Consider the following 21,346-nt stretch of genomic DNA (forward strand, 5'->3'; position numbering starts at 1 on the left):
GCCGAACGCAAGTTCGAACGGCCGGCGGCGCGCTATTTCGAGAATTGCTTCAGATAGGCGATGACATTGGCGATGTCTTCGTCCTGTTTGAGGCCGACAAACGCCATCTTTGTTCCTTTGACCATGGCCTTGGGATCGTGAAGGTAAGTCTTCAGCGTGGGTTCATCCCATTTGACGCCGGACTTGCCTGCCGCGACCATCGCCTGAGAATAGCTGAACCCCGGGTGCGTGCCGGCTGTTCGGCCGATGACGCCGTTCAACGACGGGCCGACCTTGTTCTTGTCCTGGTCGGCGACATGGCAGACCTTGCATTTGGCGAAGACCTTCTCACCCGCCGCCGCGTCCTGTGCCTGGGATTGGCTCGCGATGAAGGGCACAACGGACATGACTGCGAAAAATGCGATTGCGCGCATGGTATTTCCTCATTGATCGTCTGGGTGCCCTGGACGATTTGCGCATGCCGATCCTTTGATCCGTCGGCATGCGCCTTACGCGGTGGCGTGGAAATTCCGCTTCTCCCGTGGAGCCGCGCCGCGTCACCTGGAAGCTAATCGGCATGTTGTGAAAGTCAATCGTACAAAGGTTTAGAGGCCTGGGTTCTCAAGGATCCTGTCCATTCGTCTTTGTTGACGGCTATTGGGCGAGCGCGTAGCTTGACCTCATTCCGGTTTCTCCATTGGCACCTTGAGAAATCCGGCAAGTGGCGGTTTTGTCCTGGCTCCTGGTTGGGCTGGACTCGCCGAGATGGGCGTTTGGGAACGCGCAAGAGGTGCTGAATGGACATGGTCGATCTCATATTGACGGTTTGCCTCAGCGCCAATCCGAGCAATTGCCGAGACGAACATCTCTATTTCGAGAGCCGCGGCACCCTGTTCCAATGCATGTTCCTTGCCCCCAGCGAAATCGCGAAATGGTCTCAAGAACACCCGACCCTCAAGGTCATGCGCTGGAAATGCGCATTTCCGAGCAAGGAACGAGCCATCTGATTTGGCAGCGCGGAACCCTGGGGAGGAGGTGTCATGATGGTTTCACGGCGCATGACGTTGCGTCTGGCGGTTCTCGGGACAGCCGCTGTTCTTGCTACCAGGCCAGCCGTTGCGGCAGCCAGGATTCGCCTCGGTGTGCTGAAGTTTGGAACCGTGAGTTGGGAACTCGATACGCTACGGCAGCACAAGTTCGATGCCGCGAACGGGATCGATCTGGAGATCATCGACTTCGCCGGCGAGGATGCAACCAACGTCGCGATGCAGGCTGGCGCGATCGACATGATCGTCTCCGACTGGCTATGGGTCTCGCGCCAGCGCTCCGAAGGCGGCGACCTCACATTGTTCCCCTATTCCACCGCCGTGGGCGCGATCATGGTGAAGGAGGGTTCACCGATCCGGACGGTCGCCGATCTCAAGGACAAGAAGATCGGCGTCGCCGGCGGCCCGCTCGACAAGAGTTGGCTGCTGATACAAGCGCTGACCAGACGCGATCTCGGCGTCGACCTGTCGGCAACCAGCGACATCGTCTTTGGCGCGCCGCCACTGATTTCGGAAAAGGCGATACAGGGCGAACTCGATGCAGTGCTGAATTTCTGGCATTTTTGCGCCCGTCTCGAGGCCAATGGCTTCCGTCGATTGATCGGCGTGAATGACGCGGCAAAGACGCTTGGGGCTCTGGGACCCGTGTCGGCGCTCGGTTACGTCTTCCATGACCAATGGGCGAACGAGAACCCCGATGCCGTCAGGGGGTTCGTGAGAGCGTCCGCGCAAGCCAAGGACTTGCTGGCCAGATCCGATGACGAATGGCTGCGCCTGGCGCCGATCATTCGCGCGGAAGGCAAGGAACTGGAAAAACTGCGCGATCGCTATCGTCAGGGCATTCCCAGACGGTCGGTCGCCGAGGAAGCGGCTGACGCCGGCAGGCTATACCATGTGCTGGCGGCGATCGGCGGCGCGAAGCTGGTCGGCAGCGCGCCGGAGATGGCGCCCGGCACATTCTGGCAGGAACCCTGGAAATGACCGCATCGGAAACCGACGGCACGCGTGATGCCCCGCCGAGCATGTCCGGCCGACGCAGCCTGGCGACGGCACTGGCGCCCGCGCTGACGGTAGCGGTTTCCCTGCTCGGGCTTTGCCTGCTGTGGAACCTTGCGGCAGGCGTCTGGCCAAGCCGTGCCTTTCCAGGACCTGGGCAGGTCTGGCAGGTGCTTCTCAGGGAGGCTGCGAGCGGCGACCTCTTTTACCATCTCGGCGTGACCCTCGGCCGGGTCGCCGCGGCGTATATCGTCGCAATGATCATCGGATCCGTCATCGGCGTTTTGCTCGGCAGCTATCGTCGCGTCGACCGTTTTTTCAACCCGTGGGTGATCCTGTTCCTCAACATCCCGGCGCTGGTGGTCATCGTCCTCGGCTACATCTGGTTCGGCCTCAACGAGGCGGCGGCGATCGGCGCGGTGGCGGTGAACAAGATCCCGAATGTCGTGGTGACGATGCGTGAAGGCGCCAGGACGCTTGACCCAAGCTACGCCGAAATGGCCACCGTCTATCGCTTCGGCCGCCTTGATCGCATCCGCCATATCCTGCTGCCGCAACTGCAGCCCTATCTTGCCGCCGCGTCGCGATCCGGCATCGCCCTCATCTGGAAGATCGTCCTGGTCGTCGAACTGCTCGGCCGCTCGAACGGTGTCGGCTTCCAGATCCATCTCTATTTCCAGCTTTTCGATGTCGCCGCCATTCTTGCCTACACGCTGGCTTTCGTGGCGGTGATGCTTGTCATTGAACTTCTCCTGGTGCAGCCCGTTGAACGACATGCAACCCGTTGGCGCCGTCGTCCCGCTTAAGGTCGACATCGCCGAAAAGACCTTCAGGTCCGCGCGAGGCGTCTCGATCACGGCGCTTCAGGACCTTTCCTTCGAGGTCCGGCAAGGCGAATTCGCCTGCTTGCTTGGACCGTCGGGCTGCGGCAAGACCACGACGCTGCGTATCCTGCTTGGCTTGGACAAAGACTTTTCCGGCTCCTTCCAGTTGCCGCAAGGAGGTTCGAACCGCATCGCCGCCGTATTCCAGGAACCGACCCTGCTGCCGTGGCGAACGGTGGAGCAGAATGTCAGGCTGGCGTTGCCGAAAAGCTTGAGGGCGAAAAATCTCGACGGGCTGTTCGACACGCTCGGCCTCGCGGCCATGCGCTCGCTCTATCCTGCCGAACTGTCGCTCGGCCTTGCGCGCAGGGCAGCACTTGCCAGGGCTTTCGCCACGGAGCCGGCGGTGCTTTTCCTGGACGAACCCTTTGTCTCGCTCGACGAACAGACCGCCGAGCGGCTTCGGCATCTGCTTTTGACCGTGTGGTCGGCACGGCCCACGACCGCCTTGATGGTGACCCACAATCTACGCGAGGCACTGATGCTCTCGGACCGCATCATCGTGCTCGCGCCGCGGCCAACCCATGTGCTCGGCGTGTTCGACGTACGGTTGCCACGGCAACATCGCAATTCGCAGGTGATGAGCGACCTTCTGCGGTCGTTCCATCATAGATTTCCGGACGTCACCTGATCGCCTGCAGGTGAAATGCATATCGGAGGCCTTCATGTCGATCGATCGGCTAAGACGCAGGCTTGTGAGTGGCTTCGCCTGTACCGCCGCCAGCGCCGCCTTGATGCCGTGCTGCCTCGGACGAGCCGCGGCTGGCAACCTGGGATTCTCGCTCAGGCAGATCGCCGACGGCGTCTTCGCCTTCCAGGGCACGGATGAATTGATGACCGCCGCCAACGACGGTGCGATCTGCAATCTGGGCGCCGTCATCGGTACCGATGCGGTTGCCGTCATCGACAGCGGTGGCAGCCTGATCGAGGCGCACGCCTTTCTCGCCGCGATCGGAAAGGTAACCGCAAAGCCGGTTCGCTTCCTGGTCAACACCCACATGCACCCCGACCACATCTTCGGCAATGCGGCATTCCGGGAGATCGGCGCGACCATCGTCGGTCACCGCAATCTGCCGCGCGCCCTCGACGCGCGTGGCGCGTTCTATCTGCACAACTATCGCGAACAGCTTGGCGAGGCGCTGATGGAGGGGGTCGAGATCGTGTCGCCGACCAGGCTGGTCGACGATCACCTGCAACTCGACCTCGGCGGGCGCACGATCGAACTGCGGGCATGGAAGGCGGCGCACACCGACAACGACCTGACCGTATTCGATACCACGACCAGAACGCTCTTTGCCGGCGATCTGGTGTTCATGGGCTCCTTGCCGACGCTCGACGGATCACTGCTTGGATGGCTCCGCCAGATGGATGCACTCACCGCGATCGACGCCGCGCGCGTCGTTCCAGGTCATGGTCCTGTAACGGCCGACTGGCCACAGGCACTGGCGGGGGAGCGACGCTATTTCGAGGTTCTGGCGCGCGATATCCGCAAGGCGATCGCCGACGGAACGCCGCTGCGCGAAGCAGTCAAAACCGCAGGCGGAAGCGAACGGGACAATTGGCACCTGTTCGACGATTACAACGAGCGCAACGCAACGGCCGCATTTGCCGAACTCGAATGGGAATAGACGACGCCGACATGCGCTAGGCGGCCGCAAAGCACGGCGATTTGCCAAGGCGTCGCCAAAGGCTTATCCTCAACGCCAGCCTGGGCACCACCTCTCTTGCATTGGTGGAGGCATCGAAATGCAAAATCAAGCTTACTCGAGCCGGCAGCTCGCATCCGTTTTCGCCGCGATCATCTTGACCATCGGCACGTTGCTCGGCTCCTCGGGAGCCGCCAACGCACAGCAAACAACCGCGTCCTCGGATAGAATCTGGCATGACTTGAAGGGCGACGTGTTCGGCGATCGGGCAATTCTGGTCGATACCGGCGTCGTCAGGATCGAAGCACCGAAGCGGGCGCAGGATGCCGCCATCGTGCCCGTCGATATCTATCTCGATCCAGCCAAGGCGCCAGACGGCATCAAATCCGTTACCTTGATCATCGATGCGAACCCTGCACCGGTGGCGGCAACGTTCCAGCTCGGCAAGGATGCCGGCGTGACGCATCTGTCGACGCGCGTGCGCGTCAACGACTATTCCTATCTGCGCGCCATCGCTGAGACGCAGGGTGGTCAACTCCATATGGTACAGACCTTCGTCAAGGCGTCAGGTGGCTGCTCCGCCCCTGCGGTCAAGAACCAGGACGAGGCCAACGCGACAATGGGTCAGATGAAGCTGCGCCAGTTCCCGCCCAAAGAGACGATGACCAAGACCGAGGAACTGCAGTTGATGATCCGGCACCCTAACAATTCGGGGCTGCAGCGGGATCCGCTGACCCAATATTTCATACCGGCGCATTTTGTCCAGAAACTGTCGATCTCCCAAGCCGGCCGGCCGATCCTCTCCATGGAAGGTGGAATATCGATTTCGGAAGACCCCAACTTCCGATTCGATTTCACCGTGCACGGCAATGGCGAAATCCAGGTTGAAGCGATCGATACGGACGGCAAAACATTTCGCAATCAGTGGCCGCTCGAGACAGCGGGACTCTGAAGTCTCGATATCTTGCGCTGGACTGCCGGGTGCTTGCCACTTGATCCCGAAAATGGAGCTCGTTCGGGAAGATCACGCCCAGGCAGAGGACGGAGCTCCATCCGGCTTCCGGATGGAGCAGGCTCTAAAAGCAGCGCACGTCGGCTTCCGACTGCGCGCGCTTCAATTCGGTACGGGCTGCCTTCGCCGGTGCGCTTTCGCGAAACAGCGCCGCGCTTTCGCCTGTGGTCAAAGACATGCTCTTGAAAGTCTCGGCTCTCTCATAGTGGTCGTAGGGAAGGATCGAGGCGATGACGTCGATCGAGCAGGAACAGCTTTCCAGCGCCTGACGTGTCTGGCCGTTCGTCTGCATGCAGCCGAGCACGTAGTCGGCGATCGTTGCTGTCGGGTAATCACCCGCGGCGCCCGCGGGGTTTGCGAAGGCCAGCGGCGCGGCAAGGAGCAGCGGCAAAGTCGAAAATCCAACATATCTGATCACGGGAAAACCTCCGGTTAGCCTAGGCGCGATGCGCCCAGTCGGGATCACCGTGGCAGTTGGCAACGTGCAGCAGAGTCAGTCAAGCGCCCATGGCTTCCGTATGCGACCAAAGGAGGAATGCGGGGCTTGTCGACCGTGGTTCCGCATGGCGGCTCCGTGGCCTGCTCCACGCCCCGACTCCAACGATCATCTCATGCTTGGCCCACTATCGATTCCCAATGGAGCACGCGCATGACCATGCCGAGACATCGAAGCGAATACCTCCAAATAAAATCAACGCTTAGGCGAAATGTAAAAATCAAAAAATAACTAAATTTTATGTGCCCCATCGTTATTTCGCGGTCATAAATACTTTATCTAACAAATACCGTCCTGCTTATTTTCTTATATTGCACCGCATCATTTATGATATTGCGGTGCAAAAACACCAGCAGGCTTTTTTGCTTGCCTAGCCTTTTACGATGACATAGCCTCACCCTGTTTCCGGCTTCAAGGGCGTCACCGTCATTAGGGAGCGGCGACAGTCTTTCGTAGGCCAAGGTGAGGTGGGCAGTAACGGTGCCCTCTGCACATCTGGCTTAGGTCGTGACACGCTGCCGGAAATATTTCCCCCCCGTGAATCGCTTGGGCAAGCCCTTGTGGGCTCAGCAAATGATTCATCACTATGAACCTCGGGAGGAATTCGGATGCGTGTACTTACGAAAGCTACCTATATTCTAACCACTGCGGCGTTTCTGTCGCTCGGCGCGGCCTATACGGCGTCGGCTAATGAGGACCTTGCAAAGCTGGCTTCGGATTCGAAGAACTGGGCAATGCAGACGGGTGACTACGCCAACACCCGCTATTCCAAACTCAACCAGATTACTGCGGACAATGTGAAGAACCTGCAGGTCAAGTGGACCTTTTCCACCGGCGTGCTACGAGGCCACGAGGGTGGACCGCTTATCATCGGCGATGTGATGTATGTCCACACGCCTTTCCCGAACAATGTCTTTGCGCTCGATCTCAAGAATGACGGGAAGATCCTTTGGAAGTACGAACCCAAGCAGGATCCCAACGTCATTCCGATCATGTGTTGCGATACGGTCAATCGTGGCGTTGCCTATGGTGACGGCAAGATCATTCTCAATCAGGCCGACACCACGGTCGTCGCCCTGGACGCGAAGACTGGCAAGGTCGTCTGGTCGGTCAAGAACGGCGACCAGACCGATGGCGGCAAAGGCGAATCCGGTACGGCTGCCCCCGTCGTCGTCAAGGACAAGGTGCTCATCGGCGTCTCCGGCGCCGAATTCGGCGTTCGCGGCTGGCTGGCCGCCTACAATCTGAAAGATGGCAAACTCGCCTGGAAAGCCTATTCGGAAGGTCCGGACGCAGACACCCTGATCGATCCCGAGAAGACCACGCAACTCGGCAAGCCGGTTGGCAAGGATTCCGGCACGAACACCTGGGAAGGCGAGCAGTGGAAGACCGGCGGCGGCACGACATGGGGATGGTATTCCTATGATCCCAAGCTGAACCTGGTCTACTATGGCACCGGCAATCCCTCGACGTGGAACCCGGTCCAACGCCCCGGCGACAATCGCTGGTCGATGACGATCATGGCCCGCGATGCGGATACTGGTGTTGCCAAATGGCTCTACCAGATGACCCCGCATGACGAATGGGACTATGACGGCATCAACGAGATGATCCTCGTCGATGGCATGGAGGTCAACGGCGCCAAGCACGACGTGCTGGTGCATTTCGATCGCAATGGTTTTGCCTACACCATGGATCGCGCCACCGGCGACCTTCTCGTCGCCAAGAAATACGATCCGGCCGTGAACTGGGCGACCGAAGTCGTCATGGACCCCAAGAGCGAACAGTATGGTCGCCCGCAGGTCGTGGCGAAATATTCGACCCAGCAGAACGGCGAAGACACCAACTCGACGGGCATCTGCCCGGCGGCGCTTGGAACGAAGGACCAGCAGCCTGCGGCTTATTCGCCGAAAACCGGGCTGTTCTATGTCCCGACCAACCATGTCTGCATGGACTATGAGCCTTACAAGGTGAGCTACACCGCCGGTCAGCCTTATGTTGGCGCCACAGTGTCGATGTATCCCGCACCTGGCGGCGACGGCAACATGGGCAACTTCATTGCCTGGGATGCGGCCAAGGGCGAGATCGTCTGGTCGAAGCCCGAGCAGTTCTCGGTGTGGTCGGGCGCGTTGGCGACAGATGGCGACGTCGTCTTCTACGGTACACTCGAAGGCTACATCAAGGCGGTCGATAAGGACGGCAAGGAACTCTACAAGTTCAAGACCCCGTCCGGCATCATCGGCAACATCACGACCTACGAGCAGGGCGGCAAGCAGTATATCGCCGTTCTGTCGGGCGTCGGTGGATGGGCTGGTATCGGCCTGGCAGGCGGCCTGCTTTCGCCTGACAACGCCGCTGCCTGGCATGGCGCCGTCGATCAGGGCCGCGCGCAAGGCGACCAAGCCGCTGTCGTTGGTACAGCTGGCCTGGGTGCCGTCGGCGGCTACGCGGCACTTGCCGACTACACGACGCTGGGCGGTCAGCTCACCGTCTTCGGTCTCCCGGATTGATGCGCTGGGAACCTTGAGCATGCCTCAGGTCTTGTGAGACCAAAGGCTTGAAGAACGAGAGCCCGGACATCCGGAAGCCATGGCCGGGCTCTCGATTCGGTTACGCACCCAAAAACACCGATCAATGCCGGTCGCGACAGCAAAACCGTGTCCATTGGCAAATGAAGGAAGCGTTTGAATGTCCGTTCGCATTGTAATTTCGGCTTTCGTCCTGGCTCTGCTGCCTCTGGCAAGCTCGAGCCTCGCCCGGGCCGACGACAGCATGGAAAAAGCCAAGGCGGTAAAGGAAGAAGGCGGCAAGTATTTGGATGCGGATGGAAATCCGACCTACAAGATCGAAAACGGAACCGTCGATTGGTACACGTTCAGCGGCTACCGCCGGTATCATTCCGATTGCCATGTCTGCCACGGACAGGACGCGACAGGTTCGAGCTATGCGCCGGCTTTGGTCAACAGCCTGAAAACCATGGATTACGCCACATTCCTCTCGATCGTCGCCGAAGGCCGCAAGAATGTCGGCGGCGGCAAGGAAAACGTCATGCCTGCCTTTGGCGACAACAAGAACGTCTATTGCTACCTGGACGATCTCTACGTCTATCTGCGCGCGCGCGCAGATGGCGCGGCGCCCCGCGGAAGGCCGCCCAAGCACGAAGACAAGGCCCAGGCGGCGAAGGATGCCGAAGCATCCTGCATGGGTGGATGACATGATCGGCCGCGATGCATTGAAGCTGCGCGTCGTTCTGCCGATCCTCGGCACGCTCGCCTTGCTGCCGTCGAACGCGCATGCGCAAAGCGCCGGCCTTGGCGCGGCGGGAGAACTGGTCGACCCTGACATTCTGCGCGTCTGCGCCGATCCCTCGAATATGCCCTTCACCGACAAGAGCGGCGAAGGCTTCGAAAACAAGCTGGCCGAACTGGTTGCCGCGAAAACCGGGCGCAAGTCCGTCTCCTACACCTGGTTTCCCACGATCACCGGCTTCGTGCGCAATACGTTGGGGGCCAACCGATGCGACATCATCATGGGCTATGCTCAAGGCGATGAGCTGGTGCAGAACACCAACGCCTACTATCGCTCCGCCTATGTGCTGGTGCATCCGAAAAGCCACGATATGGAAGGCGTGGAAACGATCGAAGATCCCAGACTCACAGGCAAAACGATCGGCGTCGTTGAAAGCACGCCGCCAACCGCCAACATGGCCGCCAACAAGCTTCTGCGGACCGCCAAGATCTATCCGCTTGCGGTGGATACGCGCGTCACCCCATCAATGGGGGAGGTCATGATCAAGGACATGCTGGCACACAAGATCGATGCGGCGGTGCTGTGGGGACCGATGGCAGGTTACTACGCCAAGGAACTCGGAGCTGATGTGACGATCGTTCCACTGGTGAAGGAAAAAACCGGCTCGCGCATGTCTTACCGCATCACCATGGGCGTACGTCCGTCGGACCAGGAATGGAAGCGGACGCTCAACCGGGTGATCAGGGAAAACCAGGCGGAGATCACCAGGATCCTGCTGAGCTACAACGTGCCGCTGATCGACGAACACGACAACCTGATTACCCAATGAATGGAAGGGAGACTATTTTCGTGCTGGTCGCCGCGAGCCTTCTGGGTCTGGCCGAGCCGACATGGGCTGGCGACATCGCCGAACCCAGCGGTTTCCGGATGGACGACTATCGGGCGCCGGTGCCGCGGACGCTGCAAGGCGCGAGGGTGGTGACGACGGTGGAAGCGGAAGCGCTGTGGCGAGCGAAAAAGGCGATCTTCTTCGACGTGATGCCGGACACGCCCAAACCGGCCAATTTGCCGGCAGGGACGATATGGAGAGACAAGGTCAGAAAGGACATTCCAGGCAGCATATGGCTGGCCAATGTGGGATACGGCGCTATTTCGCAGGAGACCGCCAGCTATTTTCGCCAAGGCCTCGCGGCCAAGGCCGGGACGGACAAGTCGCGCACGGTTCTGTTCTACTGCATGACGAATTGCTGGATGTCGTGGAATGCGGCGAAACGGGCCGTCCAGTGGGGCTACAGTTCAGTGATCTGGTATCCGCTCGGCGCCGATGGATGGGAAGATGCAAACCTTCCACTGGAGGAGAAAAAACCCTACGCAACGAACAATTGAAATAAGGACTGCAATTATTCTCGATAGTTTGTTTTCAATTTTTCAAAACCTATTGTTTCATTTGTCCATTTTTGAAACTTGATGGACGAGCCATTGCGTCGGTGCCCTGCAATGGTTGGCTAACGACAGGATCGGTCCCTTCGGGCTGGTATAAGAGGAGAAATGTCATGAAGAAGAACTGGAAAAAACCGACCATGTGTCAGGTTGCCGCTGGCTTCGAAATTTCACGGTATCTGCCTGCTGAAATTACTCCCAAGAAGTAGGCCGCAGAGGTGCGCGTCCCTGGCGACAGGGGCGCGCATCCCCTCCCCGCATGGAATTTCCGTGAAAGATTTTGACGCACGCAAAGCGCGCGGACTGTCGTTTGTGACTGCAAATTGCCTGCAGGTCAGAGAAGCCGGCGCGCGGGCATTTTCATGCATTTGAGGATAATCGGATCGGCGGCGGGCGGCGGCTTTCCGCAATGGAACTGCAACTACCGTCTCAGTCGTGCGGCTCGCAACGGCATGGCAAGCGTGCATCCACGAACCCAGTCAAGTGTCGCCGCCTCGGCGGACGGGTTGGGCTGGGTTCTTTTCAATGCCTCGCCCGACATTCGCCAGCAAATCGCTGCAACACCTGAATTACAACCTGCGGGCGATGCGCCGCTGCGCTCGACACCTATTCGCGCTGTGGTGCTGACCAATGCCGACGTCGATCATATCGCCGGACTGCTCAGCCTGCGCGAGCGGCAGCCTTTCGCCATCTATGCAACGGCGCAGGTTCTGGCGACGCTGGAGGCGAATTCGATTTTCAACGTTCTCGATCCAGCGCTTGTGCCGCGGCGCATCCTGCCGCCGGCGAAAGAGTTGGCCATCTGCGACGCAGAAGGCCGCGATACCGGCGTAATGATCGAGCCCTTTCCCGTGCCCGGGAAGATAGCACTCTATCTGGAGGATAGAGACCATCCGGATGCCAATTTCAGCTCCGACGCAGGTGACACGATCGGAGTCCGAATTGCCGGCATCGGCAGCCGCGGCTCCGTCTTCTATATCCCAGGCTGCGCGCGCATCGATGCGCGGCTACGCGCGCGTCTCACCGATGCCGCCTGTCTTTTGTTCGACGGCACGGTCTACACCGACGACGAGATGATCGTCGCCGGCGTCGGTCAGAAAACCGGCGCGCGCATGGGGCATCTGGCGATCTCGGGAGAATTGGGTTCGATTGCAGGCTTGGCCAATGTGAAGGTCGGCCGTCGCGTCTTCGTCCACATCAACAACACCAACCCCATCCTTGACGAGAGTTCCGCCGAACACGCGGCGGTCAAGGCGGCAGGCTGGGAAATCGCAAACGACGGTATGGAGATGGAATTTTGAGCGACTTCCGCGATGCAGCCAAAGGCGGACTCTCCACGAGCGCTCTCGAAGCCGTGCTGAGGCAGGTTGGCGCCGAGCGCTATCACAATCGCCATCCCTTTCACCACAGGATGACCAGCGGCGCGTTGTCGAAGGCCGAGATGAAGGCCTGGGCGCTGAACCGCTATTGCTATCAGGCGGTCATCCCACGCAAGGATGCCATGATACTCGTACATGCCGAGGATCCAGCGTTTCGTGCCGCGTGGCGCAAGCGGATCGAGGATCATGACGGCGAGGACGGCTGGAGCGGCGGCATCGCGCGCTGGCTGCATCTGGCAACTTCGCTCGGCCTGGACGCCGAGGCCGTGAAGAGCGAAAGGCTGGCACTGCCGGCGACACGCTTCGCGGTGGGCGCTTACCTTTCCTTTTGCACAAACCGGACGCTGTTCGAGGCGGTCGCGTCCTCGCTGACCGAGATGTTCTCGCCACTCATCATCGGCGAGCGGGTGCCGGCAATGCTGGCCAAATACGACTACATCACCGAGGATACGCTGGCCTATTTCAAGCAACGGCCCGAACAGGCCTCGCGTGACGCCGACTTCGCCCTTGACTACGTGCTCAGCCACGCCGATACGGCGGAGCGCCAGCAGCAGGCAATCGATGCACTGGTGTTCAAATGCGATATACTCTGGGCCATGCTTGACGCGCTTCAACACGCCTATGGCGAGCGGGGAAACATACCGCCCGGCGCCTTCCAGCCCGAGGCAGCCCTGTGATGGCGCTGCGCGAAAGAGCTGTGGTGTCGTTGCGATCGGTACCTTCGCTGCCGAAGCACGTGCGCATACAATACGATCCCTTGCGGCAGGCATTTGCCGTGCTTTCACCGGAAAAGATATTCTGGCCGAACGATGTCAGTCTCGACATATTGCGACGCTGCGATGGACGGTCCACGGTCGGCGACATCATTGCCGGCCTTGCCGCCGATTATGAGGCCGAACAGGAGGCCGTGGCGACCGACGTCATCGCCTTCCTGCAGGAATGGTCGGACAAGCTGCTGGTGAGGCTATGAGCACGCCCCTCCTCCCTCCAATCGGCATGCTGGCGGAACTGACGCATCGCTGCCCGCTGCAATGCCCTTATTGCTCCAATCCGCTCGAACTGCTCAAGGCCAATCGCGAACTCGACACAGAGACCTGGCTCGCCCTGTTCTCGGAGGCCGCCGATCTCGGAGTGCTCCAGGTGCATCTGTCCGGTGGCGAGCCGACACTGCGCCGCGACCTCGAGCAATTGATCGCCGGGCTTGCGGGGCGCGGCGTCTACACCAATCTGATTACCGCGGGCGTTGGCATCGTCGAGGGCCGTGTCGAGGCATTTGCCGAAGCCGGTCTAGACCATCTGCAACTGAGCTTTCAGGGCGCGCGGCCGGCGACCACGGATCGCATCGGCAACCACAAGGGTGCCCACGAAAAGAAGCTGGAGACGGCACGCCGCGCGCGCGCGGCCGGTCTGCCTCTTACCGTCAACGCGCCGATCCATCGCCATAACATCGAGGAGGTGCCGGAATTCATCGATCTCGCCCTTTCGTTGGGCGCGGAGAGGCTCGAGATCGCCAATGTGCAATATGCCGGCTGGGCGTTGACCAATCGCGATCAACTGATGCCGGAGCGTGAAGCGGTCGATAGGCAGGCGGAGATCGTCGCGGAGGCACAGGAGCGGTTGGCCGGCATCATCAACATCGATTTTGTGACGCCGGACTATTTCGCGATCTATCCCAAGCCGTGCATGGGCGGCTGGGCGCGGGACGCCTTCATGGTGACGCCTGACGGCACCGTACTGCCCTGCCATGCCGCACAGACGATCCCGTCGCTCAGCTTCGAGCGTTTCGAACCACACAGGCTGTCCTCAATCTGGGCCGATTCGCCGGCGTTCAATGCCTTTCGCGGTACGGACTGGATGCAGGAGCCATGCCGCGGCTGTGAGCGGCGCGAGATCGACTGGGGCGGCTGCCGCTGCCAGGCGATGGCGATCGCCGGCGATGCCGCTGCAACGGACCCGGCTTGCGCGAAATCGCCGATCCATGCTCGCATGGCAATGCTGATCGACGAAGCCAGGCGCATTGCCACAGTTCCTTCGAGAGAAGAAGCATTCGTCTACCGGCGGATCGGTGCGGTGACCGAATCCGCCTGACCTGGCGAGAAAGCGCTTCTCACCCCCTCGGCAAGACGCGTAGCGTCTGCTCGTCAAACAATGGCTCGTCCTGGCCGATGCGCACAAAAAGCAGGCTGTGCCCCTCACCCGCGGGCACCTCGAAATACTGCATGCCGTCAGGCATTTCACCCCAGTCGCCGCAGGGCGGTTCGGGAATCTCGTCGGAGCTGGCAAGTGCTTTCAGCTCTTTCGCATAGGCGGCGTCGGGGCTGAATGTGTAGCGTTTGACGCCGGCGGGTACCGTGCCCTCGGTGTAAGGCGCCAGCACACAGCGGGCGCTGACGGCCTTGTCGGTCTTTTCCAGGAACAGGCGCTGCAACGCAGCCTCGGCGGTTTCGCCAGGCTTGATGTCAAAGACCTCGACAAGAGGGTCAGCCGCGCCGCCGTCGCTGTATTTGATGGCGAGCGCTTTGCCGGCGAATTCGAAATGGATCTGGCGGAAAGCCGAAATCGCAGCGCTGCGTCCAGGCGGCCAGCCCGACAGTTTTGTCAGACAATTTTTCCCAGGCGCATTTGTCGATGGGCGGGCGCGACGGCGCCGGCTCGTCCGCCATGGCTGGTATCGTCGCGGATGCAAGCAGGGCACTGGCCCAGATGGTCGATCGCACGCTATTCATCGCTGCATCCTGTTAAAATGAAGGCGTCCCAGGCCGAACCGCCTGGATTGGCATTGGCGAAATCGGCTCCTTCGGTGAAAGCCACGCCGAAACCGGGCAAGAGCAGCCCTCTCGGCGCCGGTGTCGCTTCGCGCGAATTCAACTGCTCGGCGCCGCCGCCGGTCAAGGCATAGACCTGGCCCTCCCATAGCCTGCACAATCCGCTACCGTCCTGCAGGCCGCCTTCCCGGTCGTCGTCGGTGCAGGCGTGGCGAATGGTGCCGAGCGGGAAAGAATTCTTGCCGTTGGTCCAGGTGATGTCGGCGGGCAGGCTCGTGCCGGTTTTGGGCACGGCCAGCGAAAACACTTCGGCCGTCAGCGCCGCCGGCTCGTTGGCGAGCGGCCGGAATTGCACGACGGCACCCGAGCGCGGCTCCTGATAGGTGGCGTGACTCAGGAGGCATTCTTTTGCCAAGGCCGCCTGCATCGGGCCGAGCAGGCCCAGGAGGAAAAAGGCCAGTATGCGGGTGATCATCCGATGTCTCTGGGAAAGCGTTGAGTCGGCCCGCACAGTCGCATCATTCACGCAAAAGCATAGCAAAATCCGGAACGGCGGCGTTTGTCCGCTCCTGGACAAAACTTGTCCACGCAAAATCCCACCAGCCTGTATGGTCGAGCGCACTGATCGAAGGAGTGGTGATGCGGCGTTTGGTGATGACGACGGCAATATCCGCATTCGCCGGTGGCTCCGCGCTGGCGGCGCCGCCTTATGTTGGGACATGGTCTACCGACAGGCTGAACTGCCACGCGGCTCCCGACATCCAACGCGAGACTGTGTTCACAGTGGACCAGGCGTCGCTGTCGTTCCCCGATCTCGGCTGCGAGCAGGCGACATTTCGCAAAAGCTCGACCGGCTGGGTGGTGCATGCCAGCCAATGCTACGGTTCCGACCCGTCGATCGAGGAGCCGTTCGCGCGTGTCATCCATATCGTCAGGCATGGGGCCACGCTGCGGTTCACCTGGCCTGGCTTCAACAGCGGACCGCTCGTCCGCTGTTGAAGGCGTCCGGCGCCTCAGACCAGGCCGACCAGAAAGGCGGCGCCACCGAGAAAGCCTGCCGAGCAGATCCATAACAGCCAGAGCCCCCGTACCCGGCATTCCAGCACCGCCGAGCCGGGGTTGGCGGGGTCATAGTGGACGTCGACCTTGCTGCCTTCGACATACTGCCGTGCCTGGCCGCCGACGAGGCCGGGCAACGAAGCCGTCACGGTTCCGCCGAAGGTCACACGATCGGCGCTGTAGCGCTGGCCGGCGACGTCATAGGAGTAGACGATGCGGGATTTGAAGACGGTGCGCCAGCGACCATAGCCAGAATGGTTTCGGAGCGCCTGCAGGCCCGAGGCATCGATGCGGCCGGCAGTGACCGGCCATTTTGCCGCCTGCTCGGCCATCGATTTCTGGACGAAGCCCATGCGCAAGGCAAACAGGCCCATGAACAGCAGCAGCGCCGCCGCGCCGAGGTTTTGCGGCTTGGGCAAATGCGGCCTGATCGCCTCCAGGACGCCGCCGACGGAAAACACCAGCACCAGCGCACCGACCACCAGCCCGGCCGAGAGCTGGATCATGAACTTGAAGGCGCCTTCGGGCATGGTGCGCTTGATCACGGCTTTGCTCGGATCGGCCGGATTGTAGAAGACAGTCACCTCCGCGCCGCGGGGAAACTGGGCAAGGGTTTCGGTGACTTCGAAATTCCCCAAATTCTCCTTCACGCTGTAGCGCGAGCTTTGAAATTTCTTGCCGCCGACCTTGTATTCGAAGGTGATCGCCGGAAAATTGCGCATTTCGGTCGTATCAGTGCTGTCCGAACCAACGCCCGAGCTTCTGACCTCGCGTGCCTCGACGCGCGACGAGATGATCTTTCCCGGCGTCGGCAGCCAGCGGCTGAGTGCCTTCACCTCTCGCCATTTCATGAAGGTGATGAACGACAGCGCGCCCGCGACCACGCAGGCAAAGCCGACAAGCATGATCTTGAGTTCCAACTCGTCTCCCCCCAGGGGTGCAGGAACCCGCACATAGACAGCATGGCGGCGGCAATGTCTTGTATTTTCGCAAATCTGAAAAGGCTGAGCAGCGCAAACGGCAACAGCCCACGCCGCGTTATGCAGGCTTCACGGCCAGGAACGTGTTCCATTCTTCGCTATTGCGGCCGACGTTGAAATCGTCCCTGATGAGGACCAGCCCGGCGCCTTCGAGACGGGCGGCGAAGTCGTCCCTGCGCCAGTAGACCATGTGATATTCGCCTGATGTCTCGCCATCGCCATTGCGCATCGAGACGAGGAAGGCGCCGCCCGGGCGCAGCGACCCGGCTATCTTGGCAAGCACCTGGTCGGTCTGGTCGCGAGGCACGTGGATCAGGACGCATAGGGCAAGGACCGCGTCGTAGGGGCCGCCGAGATCATCGGTGATGAGATCGAGCAACTCGCCATGCTTACCACGCGCGGCCTGCAGCTCGAGAAACCGCTTGGTGGCGTCGGTGCGCCGAACCTTGACGCCCAAATTTTCCAGAAAATCCGCATCGTATCCGGCTCCGGACCCGACTTCCAAAATCCGGCCACCTGTGCCGGCGATTGCCACCAGGCGCTTGAGCGATGCCTGCTCCCTCTCGTTGGGAACATGGCGCACGATGGCATCATATTGTTCCGCATAATCCTCGTAAGCGCTGATCGTTTGACGGCTCTGTGCCAGAGCCTCCGATGACACACCCATCTTTTCCTCCCATGCGTCCTTGTTGGTCAAAGAGCCAGACACTTTCCTCAGCGAATGCTGCCAGCGGAAGCGTGTCCATCGAGCAGTCCGATATCGCGCTTGAAATGGTCCGACAGCGCACGCTGGTCAAGCAGGCCGCGTGAGCGGGTCCTGAAGGGAGCGGCGAAGAGGTCGAGGACGGCGGACACCCGAGAAAGCGAACGACGCCAAGCCTGATAGCTTGTCTCAGTTGGCGTCGGCTACCGTCTGCCGGCCCCCGGCCCAGGCGCGCCATTGCCGTTCGTCGCCATGGAAGACATTGAGGTCTATGCGGCCAGTGACGCCGTGCGACAGGCCGGAGCCGGAATACTGCCAGAACAGCCATTTGCGACCGGGATAGACCTTTGACGGATGCTGGGCGACCGCACGCAGCCAAAACGGATAGTCGAGGAATTCGCCCCTGAGATTGTCGCGGTAGAAATCGGGCGCGGTGTAGATGATGGGCCGCTGGCCGTAATAGCGCTCCAGCTTGTCCATGAACACCTGCATCTTTTCCAGCACCTTTTCGCGCGACGGCCGCCGCTTGCAGCTGGACTCGCCGTTCCACTCGACGTCGATCACCGGCGGCAGCGCGCCTTCGACCCTGGGCACGTTGCGGATGAACCAGTCCGCCTGCTCGCCCGCCGTGCGGCACCAGTAGAAGAAATGGTAGGCGCCGCGCTTCAAGCCGGCGGCGTCGGCGTTGCGCCAGTTTTTCATGAACATCGGATCGAGGTGGTCGCCACCGTCGGTCGCCTTGATGTAGGCGAAGTTGGCGCCCTGCGCCCGCAGCTTGTCCCAGTTGACGTTGCCTTGCCAACGCGAGACGTCGACGCCGTGCACTGCAAGGCGGCGAGGCGAACCCTTGCCGAAATTGATCGGCTTGGCGTCGCGAAAACCGTAACGGGTGAGCGGCCCGGCAAGCATGGCCGGTGCCGCGCGGGTCAATAACTTGGGCGGCGACACCAAGGCTGCCGGCTCGACCGGCAGCCCGCCGACATCAGGCACTTGGGGATCAGGCGCATCAGGTGCGGCAAACACCCCCGTCTCTTCCTCCTCCGCCAAGCCGAACGGGCGCGTTTTTTCCCCCGGACCGTTGTCAGACATGGGAGCCAGTCCGGCCCTTGCCGCCCTGTTGCCCCTTGCCGCCGGAGCAGCGGCGATCGGTGCCGGCGGCCGGATCACGGAACTGGTGGTCTCGTTGGAGGGTTTCTGCAAATCCAGCGCATCGACGCCGGCCGTTGACGAGCAGCCGGCAAGGCATAGCGATGCTATCAAAAAACTGACGACGCCCGGAATCCGCATCTGGACCTGTACTCAAAACACAACAGACCGAGGGCGAAACGACAGCCGACGGACAAACCGGATCAGTTATGAATGAGAAATTACCAATAAAGTTTGAATCAAGTTTTTTTTCGCCATACCGCATGCGGGTAAGCGCGGTGGAAACTGGCTCAGGATTTCCTGAAGACGCCGATCATCGGCCCGAGATTCCAGTAGTCGTCTTTGCGGCCGATGGCAGGCGCAAACAGGCTGGATATCGTGCCGTCGAGGAACAGCGCGTTATCGCAACCGAGCGCGTCGCGGAAAAGCCGGGCGAAGGCATGGAAGGTCACCGTGCCATTCGAAATCGCAAAGACCGCGACGCCATCCTTTCGCACCCCGACACCGTCGCGGGTTTTCCGCGAAGTGCCGTCGGCCTGGAATTTCGGATGCAGCTTGCCGTCGATCACCAGCATCGGCCCCGATTGCGTCGCATAGTCGACGGTCGGGCGCCTCTTCACGAAGTCCCTGGTGGCGCGGACCGCGGCCCTGCCGTCGCGTATGTAGAAAATGCCGTTCGGCTGCAGGGAAAAGTTGCCGCTTCCCGAACCCGTTTTCACCGACGCCATCTCCTGGCCGCGCTCGACATAGAGACCGACCGGCGCGAGGTTCGGGTGATACATGCCGGCATTGATGCCGAACAGCATCGTGCGCCCGATCGCTTGTTGCGCGGCATGCAGATTGTGCAGCGACTGAAACGGCTTGCCCGCCGCATCCTTCCAGAACAGCTCGAGCTGATATCGTTTCGGATCGACCTCGCAAACGAGATAGCTGGTCGCCTCGAAGGTGAAGTCCCGGCATGGCGGCAGCGAGACAACCCACTGGCCGAACGACGCGCCAAGCGCCGCCACCGACGGCAGCGCCCCCTTGGCCATCGCCAGCAACAGTGGCACCGATTGCAGGAGGGTCAAAAAATCCATGTGCGTACCGGAATCGAAGTTCGAGGTCCGGTACGGATATAGCCCGTTTCAAGCGATACTGTGGAACTGCTTAGACGAGCCATCCCATGGCGACGCTCGACAACAAGACGATGCCGAGCAGGCCGCGATAGATGACGAACGGCCAAGCCGAGAAACGCTCCAGCACGCGCATCAGCCCCCATATGGCGAAGAAGGCGGAGATCGACGCGACGACCAGCCCGACAGCAAGCACCGACCAGCCATGGGCGTCGAGATGGACCTTGTGCAGTTCCCAGAGTTCCTTGAGGCCGGCGAGCGCGATGGCAGGCAGCCCGAGCAGGAATGAGAAGCGCGCCGCTTCGGCCCGCTTGAAGCCGAGCCCCAGTGCCGCTGTCAGGGTCGAGCCCGAGCGCGAGACGCCGGGGACAAGCGCGCCGATCTGGGCGATACCGACGAGCAGCGCATCGGTCAGCGACGCATCGCCCATGCTGCGCCGGTGACGGGCAAAGATCTCGGCCAGCGCCAGCAGGATCGCCATGGCGATGCAGGCCCAGCCTATCACCGTCAGGCTACGCAGCGGCGAATTGCAGGCGTTGAGCAGGCCCGACAGCGCAACGCCGGCGATGACGATGGGGATCGTCGCCAGCACGATCCAGAGCGCCAGCTTGAAATGCCGGTCGGCGAAATCGCGTCGCGCCAGAGCGTCGAGCGATCCAAACAGGATATCCCTGACGTCGCTCCAGAAATAGCTGACCACCGCGGCAAGGGCCGCAAGCTGCATGGCGGCGGAGAAGGCGGAGCCAGGATCCTGCCAGCCGAGCACGGCCGGCACGATGCGCATATGGGCAGTCGAGGAAATTGGCAGCAGTTCCGTGATGCCTTGCACCACGCCGAGGAACGCCACCTTGGCGAACCCCAGGCCGACGAAGCCCGTGTCGAGGCCTTGGGTGCAGATATCGGCCAAAATCGAATTCCGTGCATGAGAGATCGGAGTTGCGTGGACCGACCATCGGTCAATCCCGGGCAAGCCTTATCGTCATGGGCCGGATAATCAATTTACGGATTTGTAAGCTGGCACGCCGAGGTGCACGCCGTTCGAAAACCGGCCCACCTTGGGGCCGGCTTGAGGCACACAGGGAAAATCGCAAAGCGACTACGGGCAGAGCCAGAGTTTCTGGCATGTCCTGGCGATCACATGCGCCGGCGGCACTTCGGGCTCATCGGTCGAAGGCCGGCGAGCCCGTTCGAGCAGCATGCGCACCTGTTCGGGACGCACACGATCGCGCTCCATCACAAGCAGGACCATCGGATCTCTCAAAAGCTCGTCCAGGGTGCTGATGCTGTCGTTCATCCGTCGTCTCCTCGAATGCCGTACCCGCGACCCTTAAATAGGACGACAAAGATGGCTCGCCAATGACGCTTTGCCGGCTATCTCGTGTCGATTTGGATTAAATTTTGGCCATGCTTGCGCTCTTCCCTTCCCCTGGCGCTGCGCGTCGATCCACCTT

General features: G+C 61.0%; 25 protein-coding genes. 15 read left to right on the forward strand and 10 right to left on the reverse strand.

The features are described from left to right. Positions 1 to 32: 32 nt before the first annotated feature. Positions 33 to 413 carry a cytochrome c family protein gene (locus tag M729_RS0119985; protein ID WP_024504374.1) on the reverse strand — a complete coding sequence of 127 codons (381 nt, stop codon included), beginning with the start codon at positions 411 to 413 and terminating at the stop codon, positions 33 to 35. Positions 414 to 776: 363 nt separating this feature from the next. Here M729_RS0119985 and M729_RS0119990 point away from each other — a divergent pair, with 363 nt between their 5' ends. The 6 genes from M729_RS0119990 to M729_RS0120015 all read left to right on the forward strand — a co-directional run bounded on the left by M729_RS0119990 (position 777) and on the right by M729_RS0120015 (position 5,503). Beyond that, positions 777 to 986 (forward strand): hypothetical protein, encoded by a 210-nt coding sequence (locus M729_RS0119990; protein ID WP_013532063.1) that lies wholly within the window; start codon positions 777 to 779, stop codon positions 984 to 986. Between the two features lie 33 nt (positions 987 to 1,019). After that, the gene (locus M729_RS0119995; protein ID WP_024504373.1) at positions 1,020 to 2,006 is read left to right on the forward strand and encodes an ABC transporter substrate-binding protein; all 987 of its coding nucleotides are present in this window, start codon (positions 1,020 to 1,022) and stop codon (positions 2,004 to 2,006) included. Then, positions 2,003 to 2,827, forward strand: a complete 825-nt coding sequence (locus M729_RS0120000) for an ABC transporter permease (RefSeq protein WP_027162619.1) — start codon at positions 2,003 to 2,005, stop codon at positions 2,825 to 2,827. The genes M729_RS0119995 and M729_RS0120000 overlap by 4 nt, the downstream gene beginning before the upstream one ends. Next, complete coding sequence (locus M729_RS0120005; RefSeq protein ID WP_013532066.1) at positions 2,796 to 3,536, forward strand: ATP-binding cassette domain-containing protein; 741 nt, start codon at positions 2,796 to 2,798, stop codon at positions 3,534 to 3,536. Before M729_RS0120000 ends, M729_RS0120005 begins: the two co-directional genes overlap by 32 nt. A 34-nt stretch (positions 3,537 to 3,570) precedes the next feature. Beyond that, complete coding sequence (locus M729_RS0120010; RefSeq protein WP_027162621.1) at positions 3,571 to 4,533, forward strand: quinoprotein relay system zinc metallohydrolase 2; 963 nt, start codon at positions 3,571 to 3,573, stop codon at positions 4,531 to 4,533. 118 nt (positions 4,534 to 4,651) lie between these two features. Continuing rightward, positions 4,652 to 5,503 carry a quinoprotein dehydrogenase-associated SoxYZ-like carrier gene (locus M729_RS0120015; RefSeq protein ID WP_032808934.1) on the forward strand — a complete coding sequence of 284 codons (852 nt, stop codon included), beginning with the start codon at positions 4,652 to 4,654 and terminating at the stop codon, positions 5,501 to 5,503. A 124-nt stretch (positions 5,504 to 5,627) separates the two neighbouring features. On the opposite strand, the gene M729_RS0120020 is transcribed toward M729_RS0120015, so the two are convergent. Next, a complete protein-coding gene (locus M729_RS0120020) occupies positions 5,628 to 5,981 on the reverse strand; it encodes a hypothetical protein (protein ID WP_013532069.1) in 354 nt (117 codons plus the stop codon). 686 nt (positions 5,982 to 6,667) lie between these two features. Here M729_RS0120020 and M729_RS0120025 point away from each other — a divergent pair. The 8 genes from M729_RS0120025 to pqqE all read left to right on the forward strand — a co-directional run bounded on the left by M729_RS0120025 (position 6,668) and on the right by pqqE (position 14,215). Further along, on the forward strand, positions 6,668 to 8,569 hold the full coding sequence (locus M729_RS0120025) for a methanol/ethanol family PQQ-dependent dehydrogenase (RefSeq protein WP_013532070.1): 1,902 nt from the start codon (positions 6,668 to 6,670) through the stop codon (positions 8,567 to 8,569). A gap of 178 nt (positions 8,570 to 8,747) precedes the next feature. After that, positions 8,748 to 9,272, forward strand: a complete 525-nt coding sequence (locus M729_RS0120030; protein WP_013532071.1) for a c-type cytochrome, methanol metabolism-related — start codon at positions 8,748 to 8,750, stop codon at positions 9,270 to 9,272. Continuing rightward, complete coding sequence (locus tag M729_RS0120035; RefSeq protein WP_013532072.1) at positions 9,244 to 10,137, forward strand: quinoprotein dehydrogenase-associated putative ABC transporter substrate-binding protein; 894 nt, start codon at positions 9,244 to 9,246, stop codon at positions 10,135 to 10,137. Before M729_RS0120030 ends, M729_RS0120035 begins: the two co-directional genes overlap by 29 nt. Continuing rightward, the gene (locus M729_RS0120040) at positions 10,134 to 10,694 is read left to right on the forward strand and encodes a PQQ-dependent catabolism-associated CXXCW motif protein (protein WP_027162625.1); all 561 of its coding nucleotides are present in this window, start codon (positions 10,134 to 10,136) and stop codon (positions 10,692 to 10,694) included. The genes M729_RS0120035 and M729_RS0120040 overlap by 4 nt, the downstream gene beginning before the upstream one ends. A 416-nt stretch (positions 10,695 to 11,110) precedes the next feature. Further along, on the forward strand, positions 11,111 to 12,049 hold the full coding sequence (gene pqqB / locus M729_RS0120050; protein ID WP_027162626.1) for a pyrroloquinoline quinone biosynthesis protein PqqB: 939 nt from the start codon (positions 11,111 to 11,113) through the stop codon (positions 12,047 to 12,049). Then, the gene (pqqC, locus tag M729_RS0120055; RefSeq protein ID WP_024504367.1) at positions 12,046 to 12,804 is read left to right on the forward strand and encodes a pyrroloquinoline-quinone synthase PqqC; all 759 of its coding nucleotides are present in this window, start codon (positions 12,046 to 12,048) and stop codon (positions 12,802 to 12,804) included. The genes pqqB and pqqC overlap by 4 nt, the downstream gene beginning before the upstream one ends. After that, positions 12,804 to 13,097, forward strand: a complete 294-nt coding sequence (gene pqqD, locus M729_RS0120060; RefSeq protein WP_032808964.1) for a pyrroloquinoline quinone biosynthesis peptide chaperone PqqD — start codon at positions 12,804 to 12,806, stop codon at positions 13,095 to 13,097. The genes pqqC and pqqD overlap by 1 nt, the downstream gene beginning before the upstream one ends. Further along, on the forward strand, positions 13,094 to 14,215 hold the full coding sequence (gene pqqE / locus M729_RS0120065) for a pyrroloquinoline quinone biosynthesis protein PqqE (protein WP_027162627.1): 1,122 nt from the start codon (positions 13,094 to 13,096) through the stop codon (positions 14,213 to 14,215). Before pqqD ends, pqqE begins: the two co-directional genes overlap by 4 nt. A gap of 19 nt (positions 14,216 to 14,234) precedes the next feature. On the opposite strand, the gene M729_RS01000000135470 is transcribed toward pqqE, so the two are convergent. Together M729_RS01000000135470 and M729_RS0120075 are read right to left on the reverse strand one after the other, a co-directional pair. After that, positions 14,235 to 14,813, reverse strand: coding sequence for a hypothetical protein (locus M729_RS01000000135470; RefSeq protein ID WP_245267601.1), 579 nt, complete (start codon positions 14,811 to 14,813; stop codon positions 14,235 to 14,237). A gap of 32 nt (positions 14,814 to 14,845) precedes the next feature. Then, a complete protein-coding gene (locus M729_RS0120075; RefSeq protein ID WP_027162628.1) occupies positions 14,846 to 15,367 on the reverse strand; it encodes a hypothetical protein in 522 nt (173 codons plus the stop codon). Between the two features lie 164 nt (positions 15,368 to 15,531). Here M729_RS0120075 and M729_RS0120080 point away from each other — a divergent pair, with 164 nt between their 5' ends. Continuing rightward, positions 15,532 to 15,891: a hypothetical protein gene (locus tag M729_RS0120080; protein WP_027162629.1), complete on the forward strand. Its 360-nt coding sequence runs from the start codon at positions 15,532 to 15,534 to the stop codon at positions 15,889 to 15,891. A gap of 14 nt (positions 15,892 to 15,905) precedes the next feature. Here M729_RS0120080 and M729_RS0120085 read toward each other — a convergent pair whose 3' ends face one another. The 6 genes from M729_RS0120085 to M729_RS0120115 all read right to left on the reverse strand — a co-directional run bounded on the left by M729_RS0120085 (position 15,906) and on the right by M729_RS0120115 (position 21,189). Next, positions 15,906 to 16,871, reverse strand: a complete 966-nt coding sequence (locus M729_RS0120085; RefSeq protein ID WP_245267602.1) for a DUF3592 domain-containing protein — start codon at positions 16,869 to 16,871, stop codon at positions 15,906 to 15,908. A gap of 118 nt (positions 16,872 to 16,989) precedes the next feature. Continuing rightward, complete coding sequence (locus tag M729_RS0120090; RefSeq protein WP_013532083.1) at positions 16,990 to 17,598, reverse strand: class I SAM-dependent methyltransferase; 609 nt, start codon at positions 17,596 to 17,598, stop codon at positions 16,990 to 16,992. A 225-nt stretch (positions 17,599 to 17,823) separates the two neighbouring features. Next, on the reverse strand, positions 17,824 to 18,921 hold the full coding sequence (locus M729_RS0120100; RefSeq protein WP_027162631.1) for a GH25 family lysozyme: 1,098 nt from the start codon (positions 18,919 to 18,921) through the stop codon (positions 17,824 to 17,826). 149 nt (positions 18,922 to 19,070) lie between these two features. Next, complete coding sequence (locus M729_RS0120105) at positions 19,071 to 19,859, reverse strand: phosphodiester glycosidase family protein (protein WP_013532085.1); 789 nt, start codon at positions 19,857 to 19,859, stop codon at positions 19,071 to 19,073. Between the two features lie 70 nt (positions 19,860 to 19,929). Continuing rightward, the gene (locus M729_RS0120110) at positions 19,930 to 20,802 is read right to left on the reverse strand and encodes an undecaprenyl-diphosphate phosphatase (protein ID WP_013532086.1); all 873 of its coding nucleotides are present in this window, start codon (positions 20,800 to 20,802) and stop codon (positions 19,930 to 19,932) included. A 189-nt stretch (positions 20,803 to 20,991) separates the two neighbouring features. Then, positions 20,992 to 21,189, reverse strand: a complete 198-nt coding sequence (locus tag M729_RS0120115; RefSeq protein WP_027162632.1) for a hypothetical protein — start codon at positions 21,187 to 21,189, stop codon at positions 20,992 to 20,994. Between the last annotated feature and the right edge of the window lie 157 nt (positions 21,190 to 21,346).

The organism is Mesorhizobium sp. WSM1293 (assembly GCF_000513875.1).
Taxonomy (GTDB): Bacteria; Pseudomonadota; Alphaproteobacteria; order Rhizobiales; family Rhizobiaceae; genus Mesorhizobium; species Mesorhizobium ciceri.